Genomic DNA, 19,506 nt, shown 5'->3' with positions numbered 1-19,506 from the left:
CTGGAGGCATGCCATCCGTAGCCCTCGACGGCGAACCCGTGCCCCGGACCGGGGAACTCCCCGCAGACTCACTCGCCGAACTCGGCGGCCGCCCACTCGGGTTCTACGTCCACGTGCCCTTCTGCGTCACCCGCTGCGGCTACTGCGACTTCAACACCTACACGGCCGACGAACTCGTCTCCCGTGACGGCACCGCCACCGCCTCCCGGGAGACCTACGCCGGGCAGGCCGCGGCCGAGGTCGCCCTGGCCGACCGCGTCCTGACCGGCGAGCGGCCCCTGGTGAGCACCGTGTTCGTCGGGGGCGGCACCCCCACTCTGCTCTCCCCGGAGGACCTCGGACGCGTCCTCGGCGAGATCCGCGACCGCTTCGGGCTCACCCCCGACGCGGAGGTCACCACCGAGGCCAACCCCGAGACGGTCGACCCCGACTACCTGGCCCGCCTGCGCGAGGCCGGGTTCACCCGCGTCTCCTTCGGCATGCAGAGCGCCCGCCCCCACGTCCTGCGCGTCCTGGAGCGGGGCCATACCCCGGGCCGCCCCGAACAGTGCGTGGCCTGGGCCCGCCAGGCCGGGTTCGAGCACGTCAACCTCGACCTCATCTACGGCACCCCGGGGGAGAGCGACCAGGACTGGGCCGCCTCCCTGGAGGCCGCCATCGGTGCCGGGCCCGACCACGTCTCCGCCTACTCGCTCATCGTCGAGGAGGGCACCCGGCTCGCCGCCCGCGTCCGCCGGGGCGAGCTCACCGAGCCCGACGACGACGCCATGGCCGACCGCTACCTCATGGCCGACGAGGCCCTCTCCGCCGCCGGGTACACCCCCTACGAGGTGTCCAACTGGGCCCGCAGCACCGAGGGCCGTAGCGCCCACAACATGCTCTACTGGACCGGCGGCCACTGGTGGGGGGTCGGCCCGGGCGCGCACAGCCACGTGGGCGGGACCCGCTGGTGGAACGTCAAGCACCCCGCCGCCTACGCCGCCCGCCTGGCCGCCGGCGACAGCCCCGCCCACGCCCGCGAGGTGCTCACCGAGGCCGAACGCCGGTTCGAGCGCGTCCTGCTGGAGCTGCGCGTGGACGGAGGCTGCCCGCTGGAGCTGCTGGACGCCTCGGGGCTGGCCGCGGCCGAACGCCTGGTCGGTGAGGGGCTCCTGGACGCACGGGCGCACGCCGGGGGCCGGGCCGCGCTGACCCGCCGCGGCCGCCTGCTCGCCGACGCCGTGGTGCGCGACCTCACCTGAGGCGCGCCCCGCACCCGACACGCACACGAAGGAGGGGCCCGGCACACGGCCGGGCCCCTCCTCACGCGTGGAACGTCGGGCTACTTCACCCAGGTGACGTCCATCGGGTACCGGGCCCACTCACCCCGGTCCACCGCCGACGCCGCGCGGAAGCCGGAGACGATCGAGAAGATCAGCAGGGCGAACCAGGTCAAAACGCCGATGAGCAACCACGCCAGGACGCTGGAGACGAGGTAGCCGATCAGCATGACCAGCTGGAAGCTGAGCGCCCGGGCGGCCTGGTCGCGCACGTAGGGCGACTCGTCCTTCTTCGTGATGTACACGATGAGCGGCAGGAGCCAGCCGAGGAAGCCACCGCCGATGTGGGCGAGCTTCGCCGAGCTGCGCTCCGCCTCGCTCGGCACGTAGGAGCCGTAGCCCTGGGCGCCGGGCTGCTGGTAACCGCCGTACTGGCCGGGGGGAGGCGGGTAACCGCCCGGCTGCTGGTAGCCGCCCTGGGGGTAACCACCGGGCTGCTGGTAGCCGCCCTGGGGCGGCGGCGGGTAGCCGCCGCTCTGCTGGCCGGTGTAGGGAACGGGAGGACCACCGGGAGCGGCGCCCTGCTGCGGGTAACCGGGCGGGGGCGGGTAGCCCCCGGACTCGCCCTGACCGTAGGGGTCGTGGGGGTTCGGGTTGTTCGGGTAGGACATGGTGGTTCCTTGGTGTATGGGAGCGGGCTACTACTTCAGGAGCCGGATGCTCACGGGGTAGCGGTACCAGATCCCCTTGTTGGCTCCGGACGCCCCCAGGACGCCGAAGACGATGCAGGCGATCCACACGAGGGCGATCAGCAGGTAGCCGATCCAGGACAGGCTGGGGAAAAAGATACCCAAGCCGAAGAACACGACGCCAGCGAAGACGTAGGGGATCAGCATAGTGATCTGGAAGTTCGCCGCTTCCGCCGCGTGGTGGCGCACGAACGGAGACCGCTCGCGCCGGGCGAAGTAGATCGCCAGCGGCGGTATCCAGCCGAGGAAGGCGATGACGAACCCGGTCAGGTGCGCGAGCATCGAGGCCGTGACGGGGTCGCCGTCGCCGGGGGCGGTCGGGCCCTGCGGGGCGGTGTAGCCCTGGACCCGCGTTTGCTGCTGGTACGGCTGGCCGTAACCGGCCACCGCGGGGGCCTGTGGGAACTGCGGCGGTTGCGGCGCCTGGGGCGGCTGGGGTGCCTGGGGTGAGGCGCCGGTGTGCGTGGCCCATTCCTGCCGCTGCCCGGCGGTGTGCCCCCATCCGGTCTGGGCCCCGGACTGACCGTACGCCGCTGGCCGCTGGCCGCCGGTCGGCTGGTTCCAGGCGGGCTGCGCCCCGGTCTGCGGCCCCGGAGTCCGACCCTGGTGCGGCTGTCCCCAGCCCCGCTGCTCACCGCTGACCTGCGGGGCCCGGGGGCCGCCGTGGGCCTGGTCGTACGCCTGGGCCCGCTGTTGGTGGGAGGGCGCTCCCCAGCCGGGGTGCGGCCCGCTCTGGGGGGCCTGGGCGTGCTCCTGGACCTGCCGGTCGGCGTCGGACCCGTCCCGTTCGGCTCGCCCGCCGCTGCGCTCCGACGGGTTCGGGGGCGACTGCGGCCGGCCCTGGGGGTCATCCGGCGACGGATGACTGGACGGGGTCTCGCTCATGCTCTCCCTCGACTCCGCTGTTGGGTGCGCTGGGCGCGGTGCTGACCGGACGGACGGGACCGGGACGCCGGCCCCGAGACCCCATCAGACCACGCGCTCGCGACAATCCTAGTGTTCCGGGGCGTGCGGTCCCGTGACGAAGTCGATGAGCTCCTCCACCCGGCCCAGCAGCGACGGTTCGAGGTCCCCGTAGCCGCGGACCGATCCCAGGATGCGGCGCCAGGCCTCCCCCGTCTCCATCCGCCACCCCAGGGCGTCCACGACGCCCTCCTTCCAGGGCAGCCCCTTCGGGACCTCGGGCCAGGCTCCGATCCCCACCGAGCCCGGGCGCACCGCCTGCCACACGTCCACGTAGGGGTGGCCGACGACGAGGACGTCCGCGCCCCGCACGCGCTCGGCGATCCGGCTCTCCTTGGACCCCGGCACCAGGTGGTCCACCAGCACCCCCAGCCGCCGTCCCGGCCCCGGGGCGAACTCCGCCACCACGGCGGGGAGGTCGTCGACCCCCTCCAGGAACTCCACGGCCACGCCCTCCACCCGAAGGTCGTGCCCCCACACCTTCTCCACCAGCTCGGCGTCGTGGGCGCCCTCCACGTAGATCCGGCTCTCCCGGGCCGTGCGGGCCCGCGCGCCGGTCACCGCGATCGAGCCCGAGGCGCTGCGCAACGGACCCCGCGGCGCCGCCGCCGGGCGCACCAGCGTCACCGGCTCGCCGTCCACCAGGAAGGCGGCCGGGCCCAGCTCGAACACCCTGCGGCGCCCGCCCCGGTCCTCCAGGGTCACCGCGACCTTGTCCCAGGACACCACGGCCCCGCAGAAGGTCTCGTCGGCGTCCTCCACGACCAGGTCACGGGTGAGGGGTATCTCGCGCACCGCACCCTTCTTCGGTCGCCGCCAGTCTCCCGCCAGAACGTCGCGGCCGTAACGGCCGGTTCCCTTGGTAACCACGGTGGTGCAGTCTACTGGTGCGGGGCCCGCGACACCCGTGGGCGGTGGCGCACGTCGCCGGTCCCGCAGGGAAGAAGCGCCCCCCGTCACGGTGTTGCTGCGAGCGGGTAGCCGGGAGGGTTTGCGCCCGGGCATAGAATTAGCACTGAGAACCTTGGAGTGCCAGGAGGTGGCGAGTTGCTGGATGAGCGCAAGCTCGCGGTCCTGCGTGCGGTCGTCGAGGACTTCGTCAACACCAACGAACCCGTGGGTTCGCGGGCGCTGGCGGACCGCCACCCCCTCGGTGTCTCCCCGGCGACCATCCGCAACGACATGGTCGCGCTGGAGGAGGACGGCTACATCACCCAACCCCACACCAGTGCGGGACGGGTGCCCACCGACAAGGGCTACCGGCTCTTCGTCGACCGGCTCTCCTCCGTCAAGCCCCTCTCGGCGGCCGAGCGCAGGGCCATCGAGTCCTTCCTCGGCGGCGCCGTGGATCTCGACGAGATCGTCGCCCGCACGGTCCGGCTGCTCGCGCAGCTCACCCGTCAGGTGGCGATCGTCCAGTACCCGTCGCTGACCCGCTCGTCGGTCCAGCACGTGGAGCTGGTGCCGCTCGGCGGCCAGCGCATCATGATGGTCGTCATCACCAACACCGGCCGGGTCGAACAGCGTGTCATCGACGTGCTGGGCTCGGTCAGCGAACACGTGGTCGACGACCTGCGCGCCATGCTCAACCGCGCCATCGCGGGCAAGCACCTCGGCGACGTGCCGGACGCGGTGGAGGACCTGCCCGCCCAGGTCGCGCCGGAGGACCGGCCGGTCGCGGTCGCGGTCCTCACCGTCCTGCTGGAGAGCCTCGTGGAACGTCACGAGGAGAAGATCGTCCTGGCGGGCACCGCCAACCTCGCGGCCGTCGACTTCGCGGCCAGCCTGCGCGAGGTGCTGGAGGCGTTGGAGGAGAACATGGTCCTCATCCGACTGCTCGGCGAGGCCAAGGACCCCTCCATGCTCACGGTGCGCATCGGCGCGGAGAACTTCCACGAGGGTCTTCGGTCCACTTCCATCGTGTCGGCCGACTACGGTGTGGGAAACCAGTCGCTGGCCAAGATCGGAGTGGTGGGACCCACCCGTATGGACTACCCAGGGACCATGGGCGCCGTCCGTGCGGTGGCCCGGTATGTCGGACAGATTTTGGCAGGACAGTAACTCAGTGGCCCTGTGACCTGTGCCGATGACCTCCAGCAGGGGGTTGAACGCTCTGAATATACCTTGCCGGTACGACATTGCGAAGCCCCCTGCCCAAGTGGGGGTCAGGGGGCTCTGAGAGGGCTTCTGAGGGGTCTAGCGCTACTTGGCCCTGACAACCCCGAGGAAGGCGCTCCACTCGCTCTGTGAGGCTTCCAGGTGCCCCAGGTGGCGGTTCTGGGTGTCTCGGACAGCAGCCCCCTCACCAGTGGCCTTGGCCTCAACGCAGTTTCCACCGTTGCCATGCGAGTAGCTGGATTTCTTCCAACCATCGTTAAGCCCCATCTTGGGACCCCCTTCGGATCTCATACAGCCGCTTGAGCGACTTCTCTACCGACAGAGCCGCACCTTGTAGGTCTCCAAAGAGCCTATCGAACCTCCTTACCACCTTCGGATCAGTCACCATCGAACCCGAGATCGCATCCTCCACGTACAGCGTGTCCGGCCTGTCAGCGAAGGTCAGCAGCGAGAAGGAGGAGGTTGAGGGAGGCTGTTCACACTCCGGGGGGATGATGTGCAGCCGAACGTTGGTCTCCACCGCTTCCACCAGCCGATCTAGCTGGTTAGCCATGATCTCTGGTCCCCCGATACGTGCGGTCAATGCAGCCTCATTGAGGATCAGCACCATTCGTGGAGCCTGGTCAGACTTCCACAGCAGTTGCCGACTCATGCGGCCTTCAACGGTTTCCTGGATTTTCCCATCAGTCTCAAGAGGATTGTTGGCCTTGATGAGGGTGTGAGCGTAGGGCTCTGTCTGGAAGAGGCCAGGGATGACTACGGTCTCAAACTCTCGGATGAGCACAGCCCGGGGCTCAGCCTTGACCCGCTCACCAAGCCACTCGGGGTAAGCCTTGCGGTTGCTCAGCCGTTCCCAGAGAGACGCAAGCTCCCCACCAGCTCCTACCAGCTCATCCAACTGGACAGCCATGTCACGGCTTGGCCAGTAGGTTCCCTTCTCGAATCCCGAGATCAGTGAATCAGAGCAGTTCAGGACCACCGAAAGGGACACTTGGGTCTTACCTGACCCAGAACGGAATCGCCTGAACTCGGTTCCCCACTCCTTGGCATGTGGCTTGACCTGCCTCTTTGCCATTTTTCCACCTTTCTGAAGCAGAATCTCAGCAGCCGCTACCGCTTCTGTCAGATTTTCGCACCTCTCCAATAACCCTAGGTTCTCCACGCCTTGTCTCGGAAGATCAGAACTCAGCCCGGGGCTTTCGGGCAGCTCATATGGGGCTTTCGGTACCAGTGGGGGGAAGCAGACATGACGACAACGAGGGAAGCAGCGAAAGCACTCTGCCTGGAGCTGGACAAGCTTGGGCTCAAACCACTGCCTCAGCCGAACATGGTGATCCTGGTGAGGAAGGAAACCCAAGAGCAGCCGATCAGGCTCATGAGGACCGATGCCGGTGAGTGGTGCTGGTGGTGGTGCTGGGAGCCCTACCGCACTGACGACAACTGGGAGTACGAACTTGCCGTTCCCGTAGGCCAGGAGCAGGAGCTTGCTAAGCGCCTGGAGAACGTGCTCAGCCTCTCGGCTCTGGAAGAGAAGGTCATCAGGTGAGTCACACCAGGGTTCGGTATGAGGCCACGGTGCCAGCGAAGCTGGGGGAGGCTCTGAACTTCCTCGGGCTGGAAGGTGTGGAGTTCCCCGAAGGCCCGAAGAAGCTCCATGCCTCAGCGATCGGCCTCCTGAACCTCTCCGAGAGGGGGACGCTCTTCCGTTGCTCCAGAGGAGCCGTAGTGGTCAGGGCAGACCACACCATGATCACGTTCTCCAAGCTTGATCTGTGAGAGCAAAACCCCGGACCCTAATCCCCCGTAGCCGAAGAGCCCTCTCCCAAATTAACTTCCCCGGGGAGAGGGCTCTTCTCTGTGTTTGCCACTTAGAACCACGCTATGAGCACGTCATCACGGGTTTCAACCCCCTTGAATTCCGAGGATCTTCGGGGGAGATTCAAGGGATGTTCGAGGGTTATTCAGGGGAGATTCAGGCTTGCTTCGGGGGAGTTCAGGGTAAATTCAACACAATGGTCAATCATTGTTAATGAGGTAATCGAAGCAATCCTGGCAGATTACTTCGTGCTCATCAGGGATGTACAAGCCGAAGCACTGGGAGCACTGTTCCAAGTTGCGAATGTAGTCGCCGCATCCAAAGCAAGCCGCTTCGGGATGCTTCTCCCCAAAGAGGGAAACGTTTCGCACAAGCATCTCTTCGGCGCAGTGAGGGCAAGTTTCCGTTGGATCATCAGCCCCACGGGAGATGTCTCTTGGGGAAGCCTCTAGAACGATGTCCACGAACTCATCAAAGAGGTCTTGTGACTGGCTCCACTCCCGAGAGCAGTACCGGCATCGGAGTTCGTTGGGGTCCAGAGGTAGTGCCAACTGTGTGCAGTTCGGGCACTGGGGAATAGCAAAGTCTGTCTTCATCAGCTCAGGCCTGATTCGGCTCAGCCTCTGCTCAACGAACCTCTTGATTTTGCTAGTGCCTTCCCGGATCTCGTCAAGATCGGCGTGAAGAGTTTCAAACTCCTCTTCAAGGAACCGGATCAGGAAGTCCAAGACCTTCACCGATAGCGCTTCCAGGGCTGCTGTTGAGTTGGTGTCACCCCAGTGCTGTAAGGCGTTCCTTCGGTTGCTGAGAAGGTCGATCCCAGTCTTCTCCCCTTTGGTGATTTTCACTCCGAAGTCCCGCTTCAGAACCTTGATGGCTACTTTCAAGGAGATGCTTCGGAATCTGCCAGCTTGAAAATCTTCATAGCTGGTCTCATCAGGGTCCTCAACTACGTGTTGCCAACCCTCTTGCCAAAGACGGTGTTTGAGGATCACCTCAACAGCACCATGAAGATGCAGGATGACGTACTTCAGATTCCTGGGGTTGTGCTTAGCCTCATGGCTGAGCAATAGATCGATGACGCTGTAGAGGTAATCGACACCGTTTGTGATGGGTGGGAAATGGAAGTCCTGCCCATGTTGGCTCTTGCTCACGAGGGGTCCGTCTCTTGCCGAGTCCGATGAGGGAACAAGGATGCACCTTTCCCAGGAGGATTGGTAGAGACTTCGGGGGATGCCCCCAGGACGTCTCCAGGGGCACGGAAAGGCCCTTCCATGGGAACTCCTCCAGGAAGGGCCTCCCAGTGGTGCTACGCGGCTCTCAGGGCCTTGCAGGACTACTTCTCGTCAACTAGGGCCTTGAGTTCGGTCTGGAGCACTCTCCTAGTGAACTCTGCTTCCTTGGTCTGAGCCAGGGTGGCGAGAACCTGAGCCAGCTCCGTCTTCCCCGCATAGGCGTTGTCCAGCGCCAACTGACCCAGCTGGGTGCTGCTGAGAGTCTTGTAATCGTGTGTGGGCATCTCTCGACCTCCTATGCCTTGGCCTTCAGGTCAGTCCGAAGCCGAGTGAAGTCCACAGCGCTGATGTCGTCCTGGGGAAGCTCAGACTCCTCCTCCAGGACGCGCTGAGCCCACCTGGTGAACTCCGAGTCAGAGAGCATCGTGGCCTTGGCCGGACCCTCAGAGGACATAGAGCCAGTGGACAGGAGCTTCAGGGCCTTGCCCTGGGCACCAGCCGTGGGGGAGGGGGTACCGGACTGGTACGCCTCCAGGATGCCGTTGGGGATACGTCCACGCTCGTTGACCGGGTAGCCGTTCTCCTTGGCCCATGCCCGGATGTGCTGAAGCTCCTGGCGAGACTGAGTAGACCGGGGGTTGGCTGCCTTGGCTCGGGAGAGGGGCTGAGACTGCTTCCTCCTACCGGCCTCCAGGAAGGGGCTCAGGGCCTCTCTCAGCTTGGTCTGGTTGGCCTGTGAAAGGTCGATCTCATAGGCGTTGGTGTCCAGAGTGAACTGAACCGTGCCCTCTGCCTCAGAGCCGTCTAAGTCATCCACGAATGTGACGACTTGCTTACGCACCATGTAGTGCCTCCCCGTGATTGGTTTCGGGCATCCTATCGGCCTTACGGAGCCTGCTCTTCCGCGTTCTCAAAGTCTCCCTCAGGGAACCTCTCCATCAAGCTCTTCACAGCTTCTAGGTCAGTGAGACCACTGTCACGCCATGAGTTTTCCGACGTCAGATGAACGTTGGGTTCGCGATAGACGACCACGATCACATGGGGATCAGGCTCGCTTTGGTTGAAGTCCCGCTTCGTCGTTTCAATGAAGAGATAGATGTACCCCTGCTCTTCGATCATCTGGAGGTATTCGTTATGTGTCATGGGGAGAGAATAGACCATCAGAAGGTGAAGATGCTGTAAGGACACAGGGATCTCCAGGGGGTTCTTCGCACTCAACAGGTAGTTCTCTGCTCACAAGTCCGGGTTCTCTGTCACTGAGCAAGAAGCCCGGTATCTCTGTGACCCTCCAGAAAAACGGACCCCCTCCTTTGAGATGTCTGGATATAGAGGGTGTTCCCCAGAACGATTTCCATTCTCTCTAGGGGGTAGGGGGTCACTGCATAAACATCCCTATGCCCTAAGCGGCTCTACAATGAACGCTGAGCGCCTTTCGTGTCGAATGGAGTAAAGGGGTAGGGTAAGGGCTCATCGTGCCTCAGAATTGATCTGACAGCCATGCAGGGCCATTCAAGGGCATTGAGTGTCGAATGCAGTGAGTTTGGTGCTCTGTCGGCAACGCTCAGGACTCTGTGTCGCTGACCTGCTGATATGCAGACGACTCGTGAGTATGCAGGCAGATGGAAATATGCATAGCCACAGGTAGAGCGCTGTGTAACGGCATGACTGCGAATCCTAACTACCGATAACGTTCGCTTATCGGGGGTCAGAATGCAGTGAGTTGACCTGGGGATATGTGCCAGGAAGCCCCAGGAGGCAGTCAGTCTGGGGGTTAGGTCGGGGGATCAGGGCACTGTAATACCCCTTGGGGGTATCTGATCAGGCAAGACGTCCTGAAGAGTGGTTGGATACCCCTGGGGGTATGCGGCAAAAGGGTGGGGGTATTCGTCGCCTTGGAGTGTGGATGAGTATGCAGTCAGGTGCATAGTTGGCATTGATGGGATGAATATTATTCAGGATCAATGAATGAATATCGGACAGCACAAAAGTCAATATAGTGATATCAGATTCTTGATGGGGTGTTATAGCACCAAGGGCAAAGCCAGGAAATTCAGAGCAGACACGCAAGGATTCAGCAGTTAGAATCAAATGAGTGGAAGAGTGATCTCCGAGTTCCTATGGGTCAAACACGAAGAAGCCCCGAGCATGTAGCCCAGGGCTGTACCTACTTCTTTTTGGGAGGCTTGGGCTTCTCTTCAGCCCAGGAGATCTTTACTGCCTCGGACGCATCAATCTGCCTGAGGATGTTCTCCGTGAACTCCTGCGGGTTGAGAAGTCTCTCCCCATGGATCTTCACGGGACCCTTTCCATCCTGGGGTACCTCTACCCGAACGTTGGACCTCTTGGTCTTCAACCAGGTGATGACGACCTTAGACAGAGGGACTGTGAAGGCACTCGCAAGCGCAGTCACCATCACGATGTCGGTGAGGTTCGTCGGGTCTGCACTCTCCTGAAGGAGGGCATAGCGTTTCTCTTCGGGCTCAGGCCAGTCCTCGGGCCACGTGTCGTACTCATCTACGTTCATGGGGATCACGCTAGTGGTGGGGGAGAGTTGGTGTCTCACTCTCCCCCGATTTCCCCTGACTCGGGAGCATGGATCTCAGGGCCTCAGGAAGCAGTCTCCTGGGTCTCTTCCCCCGACTTGGGCTCTCGCTCCCTGGTGGGGGTTCGTAGCGCTTCCAGGCGCTTCCTGAAGTCAGACATGTCCGTGCTGAACATGCTGCTGAAGTCGTTGCGCACTACCCGAATCTTGTGACCCTCTTGGAAGAAGTAAGTATCTCCGGTCAGGAGTTCAGTGACCTCCACGTGCTGTGACTCGTTGATCATCTTCAGGGTGCGCTCTGTGTAGCCCTGAGGGTCAAGGAGCTTGTCCGACTCGACTTCGTACTCCTGCCCCGAAGGCTGGACGGATTTGATGCGCACCGTGGAGCGACGCTGGCGCAACCACGTGATGATCATGGTGGTGAGAGCAGTACCAATGGCACTGGTGCCACCGATGAAGGCAGGGCTGTTCACCACGATTGCCGCACTGCTGAGGATCGACCCCAGGTCGTTGTTGATCTGACCCTGGCTGCCTCCACCGATCATGGGTCCGTGTCCGAATGAGGGGGAACTAGGCTCGTTCATGCCTACAAGGTAAGCCAATCCAGTGACAGCGGTCTGAGTGCTCCCGAAACCTTCCCCGATTTCCGGATTGGGGCTGATGTGATCATCGGGTCACCACATGTCCGATGGAAATACAAAAGACCCCGATCTAGACGTGATGCCTAGACCGGGGTCTTGGTTACTTCAAACGCTTTCTCAGGGCGGTAGCGCTCTTGGGTCCGTAGACGCCATCCACAGCGATACCCGCCTTCCTCTGAAAGCTCTTCAGGGCGTTCTGTGTCTCAGTACCAAAGCACCCGTCATCCTGGTACTTGGGTAGCTTCTCCCCGGACTTGATAAGAGCCCTCTGGAGCTGTCGTACCCGGGTACCGGTATTACTCTTCTTCAGTACCGGGGTACCACTGGGGAGCGTAATACCGGTACTGGTATTGCTGCGCTTCAGGAGCATCGATAGCTCTGAGCGCTTGCTCCTTCACCTCCTGGAGGTCTTCCAGGAGCTTGCTGGCTGAAGGGTCCTGTGCCGCTCGGCGGTCAAGGTCTGAGTCGATGAGCAGAGCCCAGCTCATAGGGGAGACCCTGCCCTCTCTCAGAGCCTCTGTGCGTCTTCCGTTGAGCAAGGGAGCCCCGTACTGCCCCAAAACGCTCCTGAGCCGGGAGAGGGCTTCTGATGCCCTTTCGGAGTACATTAAAGGTTGATGGGTCCCCCCGCTGGAAGGGCCGGTATCTCGTGACAACTCGTCTTGCCGACATAGGGAGGTCACTAGGTTTTCTTCCAGCCAGCGAACACCACTCAGAATATCTCTGGCCTGTTCCTTGCAATCCTCGCATAGGAAGAGATCGTTCTCCCGATAGCAGTAGCCACATTGTGTCTTAGTCAGTGTAATCATGTTCCCATCCAGATGAGTTCGATGAGTTGAAGCGCTCCATTCAGAATGATGAGGAGCGCAATGATCTGAAGAATTCTGTTCTTGCTCATCAGATCTCACCCGCTCTGCGCATCCGAATGCATTCACGGCAGGTTCTTCCACCGTTAGGCCGTAGGTACGTATTGTCCTCGTCGAACGCATGGCCACGAATGCATTCGGTCTTCCTGGCGTTCTGTGCACAGGGGTTGTTAGAGCGAAGCACGTTCTCTCTCTTGCTGACCCTTTCGAGATGGTAGATGTTCACACAGCGAGTGTTGCCGCACAGATGATCGGGCTCCATTGAGCGTCCCTCTTCATCCCGACCTAGAGGGCCTACGAACATCTCGAATGAGATACGTGCTGCATTCCAATTTTCGCCCTTCACTTTGATATAGGGATAACCATTGGCTGGGCATACGCGATTCCGCAGTTCCCAACACTGCGTTGCATCCAATCCCAGTCCGTCAACGTCGGGGTCATAACCTGGAATCTTTGATAGGAACTCCTCTTCATCAACTAGGTGGATCGGGGTCAGTGTTTCTCTGTCGAGGTCGCCGAAGATGGCTTCGGTGAGTTCTTCTAGGGTCATAGCCATTACTTTGATTCCTTTCGTTGGTGAGGTATCTCCTCACATATTCCTTTTGCTCTCAGATCCAGAAGGACAGCAACAGCTTGAGATTGCTCACTCAAGAGATCGGTCAAGCTGAAAACTGCTCCTCCAATGATTAAGAGGTGTCAGGATCAAAAGGACAGGCAATGATGAATGACCAGGGGGAGCGTCACTCAAGTCGAGAAATATTGACGGCTGACCGAAGACGTGAGATAATTAGGTATCGCTGTTAACCATGCCTAGATTCTGTGGCATGGGTCACCCTGAAGCGTCTCCTGTGTGAACACGGTAGAGACCTCAGGGAAACAGTGAAGGGGCTCCCCAGCTAACCGGCAGATCTCAATAGAGATCGATGCTGTCTAAAAGCTGACGAGCCCACTGAAAGGCTGGAGGGGAACTGCACCCTCCCTAAATAAGAGCAGCCTCCATGCCGAGTCCGGCCAGACGACGCATGGGGTGAGCCCAGGGGGAGGTTTTCCTAGTCTCTCCTCCCCCTGGGGCAATTAATTGAGACTAGGAAAGACTAAAAACTAGGAGCAATCAACATGCCTTGCATGGATTACATTGAACAGCAGCAAGCCTTGGCAGAGGCCAAGGCAACAGAACTACATACAGAACTTATCCTCTCCTCTTCCTCTCTTCTCTCTTGGACTACTAGTGTAGATAAGGAGAACATCATCGTTCCTCAGGACTCTGAGCGCACCAGAGGGGTTCGGAGGATCGATGACCTTCCCATCCGCCAGTGGGGGATCTTCATCAACGGCTGTGCCGCTATCGACCTCGGGGAAAGAGTCTTCGGGGCCAAGATCTCCAAGGGTGAGCGCAAGGGTCGACAGAGGGATTTCATGAACCGAGGATTCACGTCGAAGCTGAAATGGTTCGACTACCTCAAGGCTCATCCTGACTGCATTGCCGCAGGTTGGACTAACTACAAAACGCTCGTCATTGATGTAGATGGAGACGGTCTTGAGGAGTCTCGGCAGATCATGGATGAGATTGTCCAGACCTATCGCCTGCCTGCAACCGTGGAGATGTCCACCAGGAAGGGCTACCACCAGCACTTCAAGCGTGAAGACCACGGGCTTCCCCGGGCAGTGAAGCAGATCCATCCCAAAGCAGACCTCATCGGGCTGTTTCGGGGAGACAAGCAGGACTCTGCTTGGACCACGCTTACTGGCTCTATAACAGCAGAGGGCTACCTGTACGAAGGACACCTCATTCCAGACCAGGTAACCCATCTTCCAGACGACTCATACCAACTACTAAAAGAACGTCTCCTCTTCTTCCCTTCTTCTTGGACTACTAGTGTACTTAAGCAAGAGGAGAAGGAAGTACAAGACACAAAGACTCCTCCTTCTCTTCCTTCGCTCTCTTGGACTACTAGTGTAGATAAGGAAGAAAACGCAGCTCAGCAGAGTCTTCTTGTTGACTACGATCGAGATCCTTGGGAGTGGCATAAGGAGGCTCTTGGGAAGTTGGCTCGGAGAACCAAGAATCAGGTGGCCTTGCTCAGGTACATCAAGGATTTGGCGGTTCAGTACCCCGGGGAGATCATCCTTGGTCAGTACCGTGCCTCTGAGGAGACCGGCATCCCCAGGCCTGAGGTGTCTCGCATCCTGAAGAAGTTTCGAGAGCAGGGGATCATCTGGCGTTCCATCCATGTCGGCAAGAACAAGTACGGCAAGGCGGACCGTTACCGACTGGTGCCCTGTGAAGAGGTCGAGATGGATGCCTTGGATCTGCCTTCAGCTTCAGTGGATATCGGGACCTTCCAGGAACTCACCAGTCAGGGGCAAGGGGACTCGGATCAACGGGTCTTCTGGGCCCTGGTTCAGCTAAAGAACTCAGGTATTGATGAGTTCGTGGCTGTGGAAAAGGTGAAGGACACTCCCTTGGGTGAGTGGATCACTGAAGAGCGTGGAGACAAGGGAGTTGCCCGAGTCGCTCAAAACGTGTGGGACTGGGAGGGGTAGCCCTCAGGTCCCCTCGGAAGTGCCACAAGTCGATTCCCCATAAAGGACTCCAGGGTTGCCATGAAAGTCCCTCAGGATCGATCTGAGAGCCGCCTAGGCGCAAGAGAGCCCCGCCTATCCCAGCAACGGGAAGACGGGGCTCTCATTCGTTAGGAGTGGCCTCCAGGGGATTAGAAGTGGTCTCCTGGTGAGTGGATTTTGTGAGCAGCATGAGCCCTGACCTGAGCACCGGTCATGGCGTACCTGTCCACCATCTCCCTACGGCTCCATCCTCCGAGGTACATCAGGTCTCCCTCAGAGCCCTCAAAGAGCCTGAAGTAGTGAGCGAACGTGTGCCTGAGTACGTGGGGACGGATGTGCCTGATACGGCCTGCCCTAGCCCTACGATCCACGATGGCCCAGATGCCGTGGTAGCCCAGTGCTCCACGCTGTCCGAGGAACAGGAACGGGGAGTCCGCATGGCGGTGCTTCTTCCTGAGCCTCAGGTACTTCCTCAGGGCGTTCTCAGCCTTGACCCCAAGGGGAAGGGTGCGGACCTTGCCTCCCTTGCCCACGATGCGGATGGAGGGAGCCTTCAGGTCGATGTTGTCCAACAGGATGCCAGCGGTCTCCGAAGCCCTGGGACCGATGTCCAGCATGAGCCGGATGAGCGCTGTGTCCCTGGCGTTGTCGAACCTGACCGATGAGGCGTTCTTGGCTAGAGGCACGTCACATGCCTTGATGAGGGATCGGACCTCATCTTCGGGCATGATTTCGGGGGCTTCTTCGTTGTGTTGGGGAGGATCGACCTTGGCCAGTGGGCTCTTGGTCAGCTCCTCTTCACGTACACACCAGTTGAAGAAGCTCCTCAGACGCTCGTAGTAGGTCTTGGCACTGGAGGTCTTGCCCTGTTCCATGTAGCCCCCGAGCCAGTCTCGGAGGTGCCTGGGACGGATGTCCTCCACGTCGGTGCCCATGCCCTCACTCAGGCAGGCACTGAACTTGGTGATCGTGCCCAGGTAGGCTTGCAAGGTCAGGGGAGAGCGCTTCTTGCTGGACTTGAGATGCGCGCGGTAGTCGTCAACTAGTGTCGCCAGGGAGGTCATCGTGCACATACCTCGTCACTACAGAGGATTGTTCCCCCAGCAGAGAGCATCTGCGCAGGTCAGAGACCTAGAAGCCGTCCGTGCGGTGGCCCGGTATGTCGGACAGATTTTGGCAGGACAGTAACTCAGTGGCCAGAGACTATTACCAGGTTCTCGGGGTGCGTCGCGACGCGTCCAAGGACGAGATCAAGAAGGCGTACCGGCGGCTCGCGCGCGAGCTCCACCCGGACATCAACCCGGACCCCGCCACCCAGGAACGCTTCAAGGAAGTGACCCAGGCCTACGAGGTCCTCTCCGACGAGAACAAGCGTCGGATGTTCGACATGGGCCAGGACCCCTTCGCCCCGGGCGGAGGCGGTGCCGGAGGGTTCGGGCAGGCGGGCGGGTTCGCCTTCGACGACCTCATCGGCGCGTTCTTCGGCGGCGGGCACCCCGGCGCGCGCGGCCCCCGGGAACGGGTCCGTCGCGGGCGCAGCATCAAGCTCCGCATCGAGCTCGACCTCGTCGAGACCGCCTTCGGCGTCAGCCGGGAGATCACCTTCCCGACCGCCATCCTGTGCGAGACCTGCCAGGGCGAGGGCACCGCGGCCGGTTCGCACCGGACCACCTGCGACATGTGCCACGGCCAGGGCGAGGTCTCCCAGGTCACCCGCTCCTTCCTCGGCCAGGTCATGACCTCGCGGCCCTGCCCGCAGTGCTCCGGCCAGGGGTCGGTCATCACCAACCCCTGCGGCGACTGCGCGGGCGAGGGCCGGGTCCGGGAGAAGGTCACCCGCACCGTGAAGATCCCCGCCGGCGTCGACGACGGCACCCGCATCCAGCTCGCGGGCGAGGGCGAGGTCGGCCCCAACGGCGGACCGCGCGGCGACATCATCCTGGAGATCGTCCAGAAGCCGCACCCGACCTTCGAGCGGCGCGGCGACGACCTGCACTGCACCATCACCGTCCCCATGACGGCGGCGGCGCTCGGTGCCTCGTGCGCGTTCGACACCCTCGACGGCACGGAGAACATCGACCTGCGTCCGGGCACCAACTCCGGCCACGTCATCACCCTGCCGGGCAAGGGCGTCACCCACCTCGACGGCGGCGGCCGGGGCGACCTGCGCATCCGCGTGGACGTGGAGACCCCGGGCAAGCTGGACGAGGAGCAGGAGGCCCTGCTGCGCAAGTTCGCCGAGCTGCGCGGGGAGGACCAGAACCCGGGCCGCTTCAGCCCCGGCCACGGCGGGTTCTTCTCCAAGATCCGCGACGCCTTCGGAGCCAAGTGACCCCGCCGGTGTTCCTGGCCGGGACGGACGCCCTCGCGGGCGACCGAGTCCGGCTGGAGGGCGCGGAGGGCCGCCATGCCGTGGCGGTCCGACGCGTCCGCGAGGGCGAGACCGTCGACCTCTCCGACGGTCTCGGCCTGCGCGTGCGCTGCGAGGTCGACGAGGTGGTCGGTAGGGACACCCTGGTGTGCCGGGTGGTGGAGCGCCGGAGCGAACCCGCGCCCAGCCCCCGGATCATCGTGGTCCAGGCCCTGCCCAAGCGCGACCGCGGCGAACTCGCGGTCGAGATGATGACCGAGGCCGGGGTGGACGCCGTCGTCCCCTGGTCGGCCGAACGCTGCGTCACGCAGTGGAAGGGCGACCGGGGCGCCAAGGCGCTCGCCAAGTGGCGGGCCAGCGCGCGCGAGGCCGCCAAGCAGGCCCGCCGGTCCCGCACACCCGAGGTCACCGAGCCCCTCGACCGCCGGGCGGTGTGCGCCCTGCTCGCCGAGGCGGACCTCGCGGTGGTTCTGCACGAGGAGGGCGCGCTCCGGCTGTCGTCACTGCCGCTGCCGACGGAACCGCGCGGTGCGGGGATCGTCCTGGTGGTCGGCCCGGAGGGCGGGATCTCCGAGGCCGAGCTGGCCGCCTTCGACGACGCCGGGGCGGTTCGGGCCCTGCTGGGCCCCTCGGTCCTGCGCACCTCCACCGCCGGGGTCGCGGCGCTCTCGGTCCTCCAGGCCCGAACCGGGCGTTGGTGACACCGGCGCCCGGAGCACCGCACGGCCGGTGAGCCGGCGGGGACCGGACACGGTGAAGGGCCCGTGGGAGATCCCACGGGCCCTTCACCGTGTCAGTACCGGGCCCGGGGCCCGACGGGTCAGCTCGCGCTGGCACCGTCCTCGTCGCCCTGGTTCCCGGAACCGCCGCCGGGCTCCTCGACACCCTCACCGGGGTCGAGGTCGCCGCCACCGGGACTGGTGGGCTCGTCGGTGGGCTCTTCCTTGGGCTCGTCCGTGGGGGCGCAGGTCTCCTTGCCCGAACCCCTGCCCTCCCGCTCGTCCTTGTCCTTCTTGTCCTCGTCGCGGGCACCGTCGGAGGCGACCGGGGTGAGCTCCTCGCCCGGGGGGCACGAGGAAGTGGTCTCCAGGTCGCCGTCCTCGGAGGACGACGGGGAGCTGGACGGGCTGGGGGAGCTCTCGGGGTCGAGCTCGGCCTCCTCCTCCGGCTTGCTGCTGCCGGAGGCGGACCCCGTGGTGGGGCCGGGAGCGGCGACGCCGCCGCCGTCACCGCCGTCCTCGGGCGGGGTGCCCGCACGGTCGGCCCCGGCCGGGACGATGTCCAGGACCTGTTCGCGAACCTGGGGGCTCGACATGATCACCGAGGTGACGATGAGTACGGCGGCGGCCACGGCCGCCACGGGGCGCAGCCACGGCAGACCGAACCACGCGGAGCCGCGGTGGCGCTCGGTGCGCTCACGGATGAGGTTGAGGCCCTCGGCCGACGGTGTGACGTCGTCGGCCTCGGCCCTCAGTATCTGACGGAGCTGGTCCTCGAACTCCGTTTCGCTTCGTTCGTTGGGGCTACTCATGACGTCTGCTCCAGTACAGAGCGAAGGGAGGAGATGCCACGCGAGGTGTGGCTTTTGACCGCGCCTCGACTGATGCCCATGGCGTCCGCGATCTGCGCCTCGGACAGGTCGCCGTAGTACCGGAGCACGATGGCCTCTCGCTGACGGGTGGGTAGCTTGCGCAGGGCGGCGATGACCGCCTCGCGCTCCAGCAGGTTCATGGCCCCGTGCTCGGCACTGGGTGCGTCCGGCAGGGCCTTGGGCGCGTGCTTCTCGACGACGGCCCTGTGGCGCAGCACGGACCTGGCCTTGTTCACCACCGCCTGACGGAGGTAGGAGAGGGCCTTGTTGGGGTCCCTGAGGCGACGCCAGGCGCCGTGCATGGCCACGAAGGCGTCCTGGACGACTTCCTCGGCGGTCGCGTGGTCCCGCACGAGCAGGGCGGCGAGCCGTACGAGCGGACGGTAGTGCTCCCGGTAGAGCTCCGTGACCGCGTGGTCGGCGTCCCACTCGACTGAGAGCGGCGACGTGGTGGCACTGGCCACCAAGGTTTCTGTCGTCACCTCAGTTCGACGCACACCCTTGTCGCGGGGTTTACGAAAGGGCATACCTCTTCATTTCCAGTAGACGTGCGTTCCGATCCGAACACGTCGGATGAGGCCGAACGGCGGGCGTTCCCAACAGCCTGACGCGCACGGACGCAAAGCCTACCGCGCCGGGGTTGTGGGCTGGCGGGGAACGTGGATCGGAACGGTTGCGGAAAGGTTGAGGGTTCATCTCCTCACCCTCCGTGCCACTGCGGCGCCCATCCCACCTGCGGCATCATGGGCCGGACAGACCCGAGAAGCGGTGCCGCGGCCCAACGCGGCCC

The 19,506-nt window shown here is 63.1% G+C and carries 23 protein-coding genes; 7 read left to right on the top strand and 16 right to left on the bottom strand.

The genetic code is table 11. The annotated features are described in order from the left end of the window. Positions 1–8: 8 nt before the first annotated feature. Positions 9–1,241 carry a radical SAM family heme chaperone HemW gene (gene hemW, locus ACFYL4_RS01475; protein ID WP_387515565.1) on the top strand — a complete coding sequence of 411 codons (1,233 nt, stop codon included), beginning with the start codon at positions 9–11 and terminating at the stop codon, positions 1,239–1,241. A gap of 80 nt (positions 1,242–1,321) precedes the next feature. Here hemW and ACFYL4_RS01470 read toward each other — a convergent pair whose 3' ends face one another. The 3 genes from ACFYL4_RS01470 to ACFYL4_RS01460 form a co-directional block, all read right to left on the bottom strand. Then, the gene (locus ACFYL4_RS01470) at positions 1,322–1,930 is read right to left on the bottom strand and encodes a DUF4870 domain-containing protein (protein WP_387515563.1); all 609 of its coding nucleotides are present in this window, start codon (positions 1,928–1,930) and stop codon (positions 1,322–1,324) included. A gap of 30 nt (positions 1,931–1,960) precedes the next feature. Then, entirely contained in the window at positions 1,961–2,290 is a 330-nt protein-coding gene (locus ACFYL4_RS01465) for a DUF4870 domain-containing protein (RefSeq protein WP_387515966.1), read from the bottom strand. Positions 2,291–3,001: 711 nt separating this feature from the next. Then, positions 3,002–3,841, bottom strand: coding sequence for a DUF3097 domain-containing protein (locus tag ACFYL4_RS01460; protein ID WP_387515561.1), 840 nt, complete (start codon positions 3,839–3,841; stop codon positions 3,002–3,004). Positions 3,842–4,018: 177 nt separating this feature from the next. On the opposite strand from ACFYL4_RS01460, the gene hrcA reads away from it, so the two are divergent. Continuing rightward, positions 4,019–5,032 carry a heat-inducible transcriptional repressor HrcA gene (hrcA, locus tag ACFYL4_RS01455; protein ID WP_387515559.1) on the top strand — a complete coding sequence of 338 codons (1,014 nt, stop codon included), beginning with the start codon at positions 4,019–4,021 and terminating at the stop codon, positions 5,030–5,032. 141 nt (positions 5,033–5,173) lie between these two features. Here the strand turns inward: hrcA and ACFYL4_RS01450 are convergent, their stop codons facing one another. Both ACFYL4_RS01450 and ACFYL4_RS01445 read right to left on the bottom strand, forming a co-directional pair. Continuing rightward, positions 5,174–5,356, bottom strand: coding sequence for a DUF397 domain-containing protein (locus ACFYL4_RS01450; RefSeq protein ID WP_387515557.1), 183 nt, complete (start codon positions 5,354–5,356; stop codon positions 5,174–5,176). Beyond that, the gene (locus ACFYL4_RS01445) at positions 5,346–6,164 is read right to left on the bottom strand and encodes a helix-turn-helix domain-containing protein (RefSeq protein ID WP_387515555.1); all 819 of its coding nucleotides are present in this window, start codon (positions 6,162–6,164) and stop codon (positions 5,346–5,348) included. The genes ACFYL4_RS01450 and ACFYL4_RS01445 overlap by 11 nt, the downstream gene beginning before the upstream one ends. A 171-nt stretch (positions 6,165–6,335) precedes the next feature. Between ACFYL4_RS01445 and ACFYL4_RS01440 the strand changes: the two genes are divergently transcribed. Continuing rightward, positions 6,336–6,635 carry a hypothetical protein gene (locus ACFYL4_RS01440; protein ID WP_387515554.1) on the top strand — a complete coding sequence of 100 codons (300 nt, stop codon included), beginning with the start codon at positions 6,336–6,338 and terminating at the stop codon, positions 6,633–6,635. After that, entirely contained in the window at positions 6,632–6,865 is a 234-nt protein-coding gene (locus ACFYL4_RS01435) for a hypothetical protein (protein WP_387515552.1), read from the top strand. The genes ACFYL4_RS01440 and ACFYL4_RS01435 overlap by 4 nt, the downstream gene beginning before the upstream one ends. A gap of 240 nt (positions 6,866–7,105) precedes the next feature. Here the strand turns inward: ACFYL4_RS01435 and ACFYL4_RS01430 are convergent, their stop codons facing one another. The 8 genes from ACFYL4_RS01430 to ACFYL4_RS01395 all read right to left on the bottom strand — a co-directional run bounded on the left by ACFYL4_RS01430 (position 7,106) and on the right by ACFYL4_RS01395 (position 12,739). Continuing rightward, positions 7,106–8,059: a hypothetical protein gene (locus tag ACFYL4_RS01430; protein ID WP_387515550.1), complete on the bottom strand. Its 954-nt coding sequence runs from the start codon at positions 8,057–8,059 to the stop codon at positions 7,106–7,108. 182 nt (positions 8,060–8,241) lie between these two features. Beyond that, a complete protein-coding gene (locus ACFYL4_RS01425) occupies positions 8,242–8,424 on the bottom strand; it encodes a hypothetical protein (protein ID WP_387515548.1) in 183 nt (60 codons plus the stop codon). 11 nt (positions 8,425–8,435) lie between these two features. Further along, positions 8,436–8,984 (bottom strand): Lsr2 family protein, encoded by a 549-nt coding sequence (locus ACFYL4_RS01420; protein WP_387515546.1) that lies wholly within the window; start codon positions 8,982–8,984, stop codon positions 8,436–8,438. Positions 8,985–9,025: 41 nt separating this feature from the next. Beyond that, a complete protein-coding gene (locus ACFYL4_RS01415; RefSeq protein WP_387515544.1) occupies positions 9,026–9,283 on the bottom strand; it encodes a hypothetical protein in 258 nt (85 codons plus the stop codon). A gap of 1,021 nt (positions 9,284–10,304) precedes the next feature. Continuing rightward, entirely contained in the window at positions 10,305–10,664 is a 360-nt protein-coding gene (locus ACFYL4_RS01410) for a hypothetical protein (RefSeq protein ID WP_387515542.1), read from the bottom strand. 83 nt (positions 10,665–10,747) lie between these two features. Continuing rightward, positions 10,748–11,266: a hypothetical protein gene (locus tag ACFYL4_RS01405; protein WP_387515540.1), complete on the bottom strand. Its 519-nt coding sequence runs from the start codon at positions 11,264–11,266 to the stop codon at positions 10,748–10,750. Between the two features lie 157 nt (positions 11,267–11,423). Further along, the gene (locus tag ACFYL4_RS01400) at positions 11,424–11,693 is read right to left on the bottom strand and encodes a peptidoglycan-binding protein (RefSeq protein WP_387515538.1); all 270 of its coding nucleotides are present in this window, start codon (positions 11,691–11,693) and stop codon (positions 11,424–11,426) included. 527 nt (positions 11,694–12,220) lie between these two features. Further along, complete coding sequence (locus ACFYL4_RS01395; RefSeq protein WP_387515536.1) at positions 12,221–12,739, bottom strand: HNH endonuclease; 519 nt, start codon at positions 12,737–12,739, stop codon at positions 12,221–12,223. Positions 12,740–13,314: 575 nt separating this feature from the next. Here ACFYL4_RS01395 and ACFYL4_RS01390 point away from each other — a divergent pair. Then, positions 13,315–14,733, top strand: a complete 1,419-nt coding sequence (locus tag ACFYL4_RS01390; RefSeq protein ID WP_387515534.1) for a hypothetical protein — start codon at positions 13,315–13,317, stop codon at positions 14,731–14,733. A 170-nt stretch (positions 14,734–14,903) separates the two neighbouring features. Here the strand turns inward: ACFYL4_RS01390 and ACFYL4_RS01385 are convergent, their stop codons facing one another. Beyond that, a complete protein-coding gene (locus ACFYL4_RS01385) occupies positions 14,904–15,827 on the bottom strand; it encodes a tyrosine-type recombinase/integrase (RefSeq protein ID WP_387515532.1) in 924 nt (307 codons plus the stop codon). 119 nt (positions 15,828–15,946) lie between these two features. On the opposite strand from ACFYL4_RS01385, the gene dnaJ reads away from it, so the two are divergent. Together dnaJ and ACFYL4_RS01375 are read left to right on the top strand one after the other, a co-directional pair. After that, complete coding sequence (gene dnaJ / locus ACFYL4_RS01380; RefSeq protein ID WP_357766448.1) at positions 15,947–17,086, top strand: molecular chaperone DnaJ; 1,140 nt, start codon at positions 15,947–15,949, stop codon at positions 17,084–17,086. After that, on the top strand, positions 17,083–17,826 hold the full coding sequence (locus ACFYL4_RS01375; RefSeq protein ID WP_387515530.1) for a 16S rRNA (uracil(1498)-N(3))-methyltransferase: 744 nt from the start codon (positions 17,083–17,085) through the stop codon (positions 17,824–17,826). Before dnaJ ends, ACFYL4_RS01375 begins: the two co-directional genes overlap by 4 nt. Positions 17,827–17,945: 119 nt before the next feature. On the opposite strand, the gene ACFYL4_RS01370 is transcribed toward ACFYL4_RS01375, so the two are convergent. Together ACFYL4_RS01370 and ACFYL4_RS01365 are read right to left on the bottom strand one after the other, a co-directional pair. Further along, a complete protein-coding gene (locus tag ACFYL4_RS01370) occupies positions 17,946–18,656 on the bottom strand; it encodes a hypothetical protein (RefSeq protein WP_357766453.1) in 711 nt (236 codons plus the stop codon). Further along, the gene (locus ACFYL4_RS01365; RefSeq protein WP_387515528.1) at positions 18,653–19,243 is read right to left on the bottom strand and encodes a SigE family RNA polymerase sigma factor; all 591 of its coding nucleotides are present in this window, start codon (positions 19,241–19,243) and stop codon (positions 18,653–18,655) included. The genes ACFYL4_RS01370 and ACFYL4_RS01365 overlap by 4 nt, the downstream gene beginning before the upstream one ends. Positions 19,244–19,506 lie beyond the last annotated feature (263 nt).

Origin of the sequence: Nocardiopsis sp. NPDC006938, from assembly GCF_042869555.1 — a bacterium.
In the GTDB taxonomy this organism is placed as follows: Bacteria; Actinomycetota; Actinomycetes; order Streptosporangiales; family Streptosporangiaceae; genus Nocardiopsis.
The sequence above is the reverse complement of the archived record's forward strand: the minus strand, read 5'-3'. Positions and strand labels throughout refer to the sequence as shown.

What these genes read in the sequence shown, in the direction of transcription:
- ACFYL4_RS01385 (WP_387515532.1), bottom strand. Translation starts at nt 15,827, where the DNA reads ATGTGCACGATGACCTCCCTGGCGACACTAGTTGACGACTACCGCGCG.
- ACFYL4_RS01445 (WP_387515555.1), bottom strand. Translation starts at nt 6,164, where the DNA reads ATGGCAAAGAGGCAGGTCAAGCCACATGCCAAGGAGTGGGGAACCGAG.
- ACFYL4_RS01415 (WP_387515544.1), bottom strand. Translation starts at nt 9,283, where the DNA reads ATGACACATAACGAATACCTCCAGATGATCGAAGAGCAGGGGTACATC.
- ACFYL4_RS01420 (WP_387515546.1), bottom strand. Translation starts at nt 8,984, where the DNA reads ATGGTGCGTAAGCAAGTCGTCACATTCGTGGATGACTTAGACGGCTCT.
- ACFYL4_RS01370 (WP_357766453.1), bottom strand. Translation starts at nt 18,656, where the DNA reads ATGAGTAGCCCCAACGAACGAAGCGAAACGGAGTTCGAGGACCAGCTC.
- ACFYL4_RS01410 (WP_387515542.1), bottom strand. Translation starts at nt 10,664, where the DNA reads ATGAACGTAGATGAGTACGACACGTGGCCCGAGGACTGGCCTGAGCCC.
- ACFYL4_RS01450 (WP_387515557.1), bottom strand. Translation starts at nt 5,356, where the DNA reads ATGGGGCTTAACGATGGTTGGAAGAAATCCAGCTACTCGCATGGCAAC.
- ACFYL4_RS01465 (WP_387515966.1), bottom strand. Translation starts at nt 2,290, where the DNA reads ATGCTCGCGCACCTGACCGGGTTCGTCATCGCCTTCCTCGGCTGGATA.
- ACFYL4_RS01365 (WP_387515528.1), bottom strand. Translation starts at nt 19,243, where the DNA reads ATGCCCTTTCGTAAACCCCGCGACAAGGGTGTGCGTCGAACTGAGGTG.
- ACFYL4_RS01425 (WP_387515548.1), bottom strand. Translation starts at nt 8,424, where the DNA reads ATGCCCACACACGATTACAAGACTCTCAGCAGCACCCAGCTGGGTCAG.
- ACFYL4_RS01395 (WP_387515536.1), bottom strand. Translation starts at nt 12,739, where the DNA reads ATGACCCTAGAAGAACTCACCGAAGCCATCTTCGGCGACCTCGACAGA.
- ACFYL4_RS01405 (WP_387515540.1), bottom strand. Translation starts at nt 11,266, where the DNA reads ATGAACGAGCCTAGTTCCCCCTCATTCGGACACGGACCCATGATCGGT.
- hemW (WP_387515565.1), top strand. Translation starts at nt 9, where the DNA reads ATGCCATCCGTAGCCCTCGACGGCGAACCCGTGCCCCGGACCGGGGAA.
- ACFYL4_RS01390 (WP_387515534.1), top strand. Translation starts at nt 13,315, where the DNA reads ATGGATTACATTGAACAGCAGCAAGCCTTGGCAGAGGCCAAGGCAACA.
- ACFYL4_RS01400 (WP_387515538.1), bottom strand. Translation starts at nt 11,693, where the DNA reads ATGCTCCTGAAGCGCAGCAATACCAGTACCGGTATTACGCTCCCCAGT.
- ACFYL4_RS01470 (WP_387515563.1), bottom strand. Translation starts at nt 1,930, where the DNA reads ATGTCCTACCCGAACAACCCGAACCCCCACGACCCCTACGGTCAGGGC.
- ACFYL4_RS01440 (WP_387515554.1), top strand. Translation starts at nt 6,336, where the DNA reads ATGACGACAACGAGGGAAGCAGCGAAAGCACTCTGCCTGGAGCTGGAC.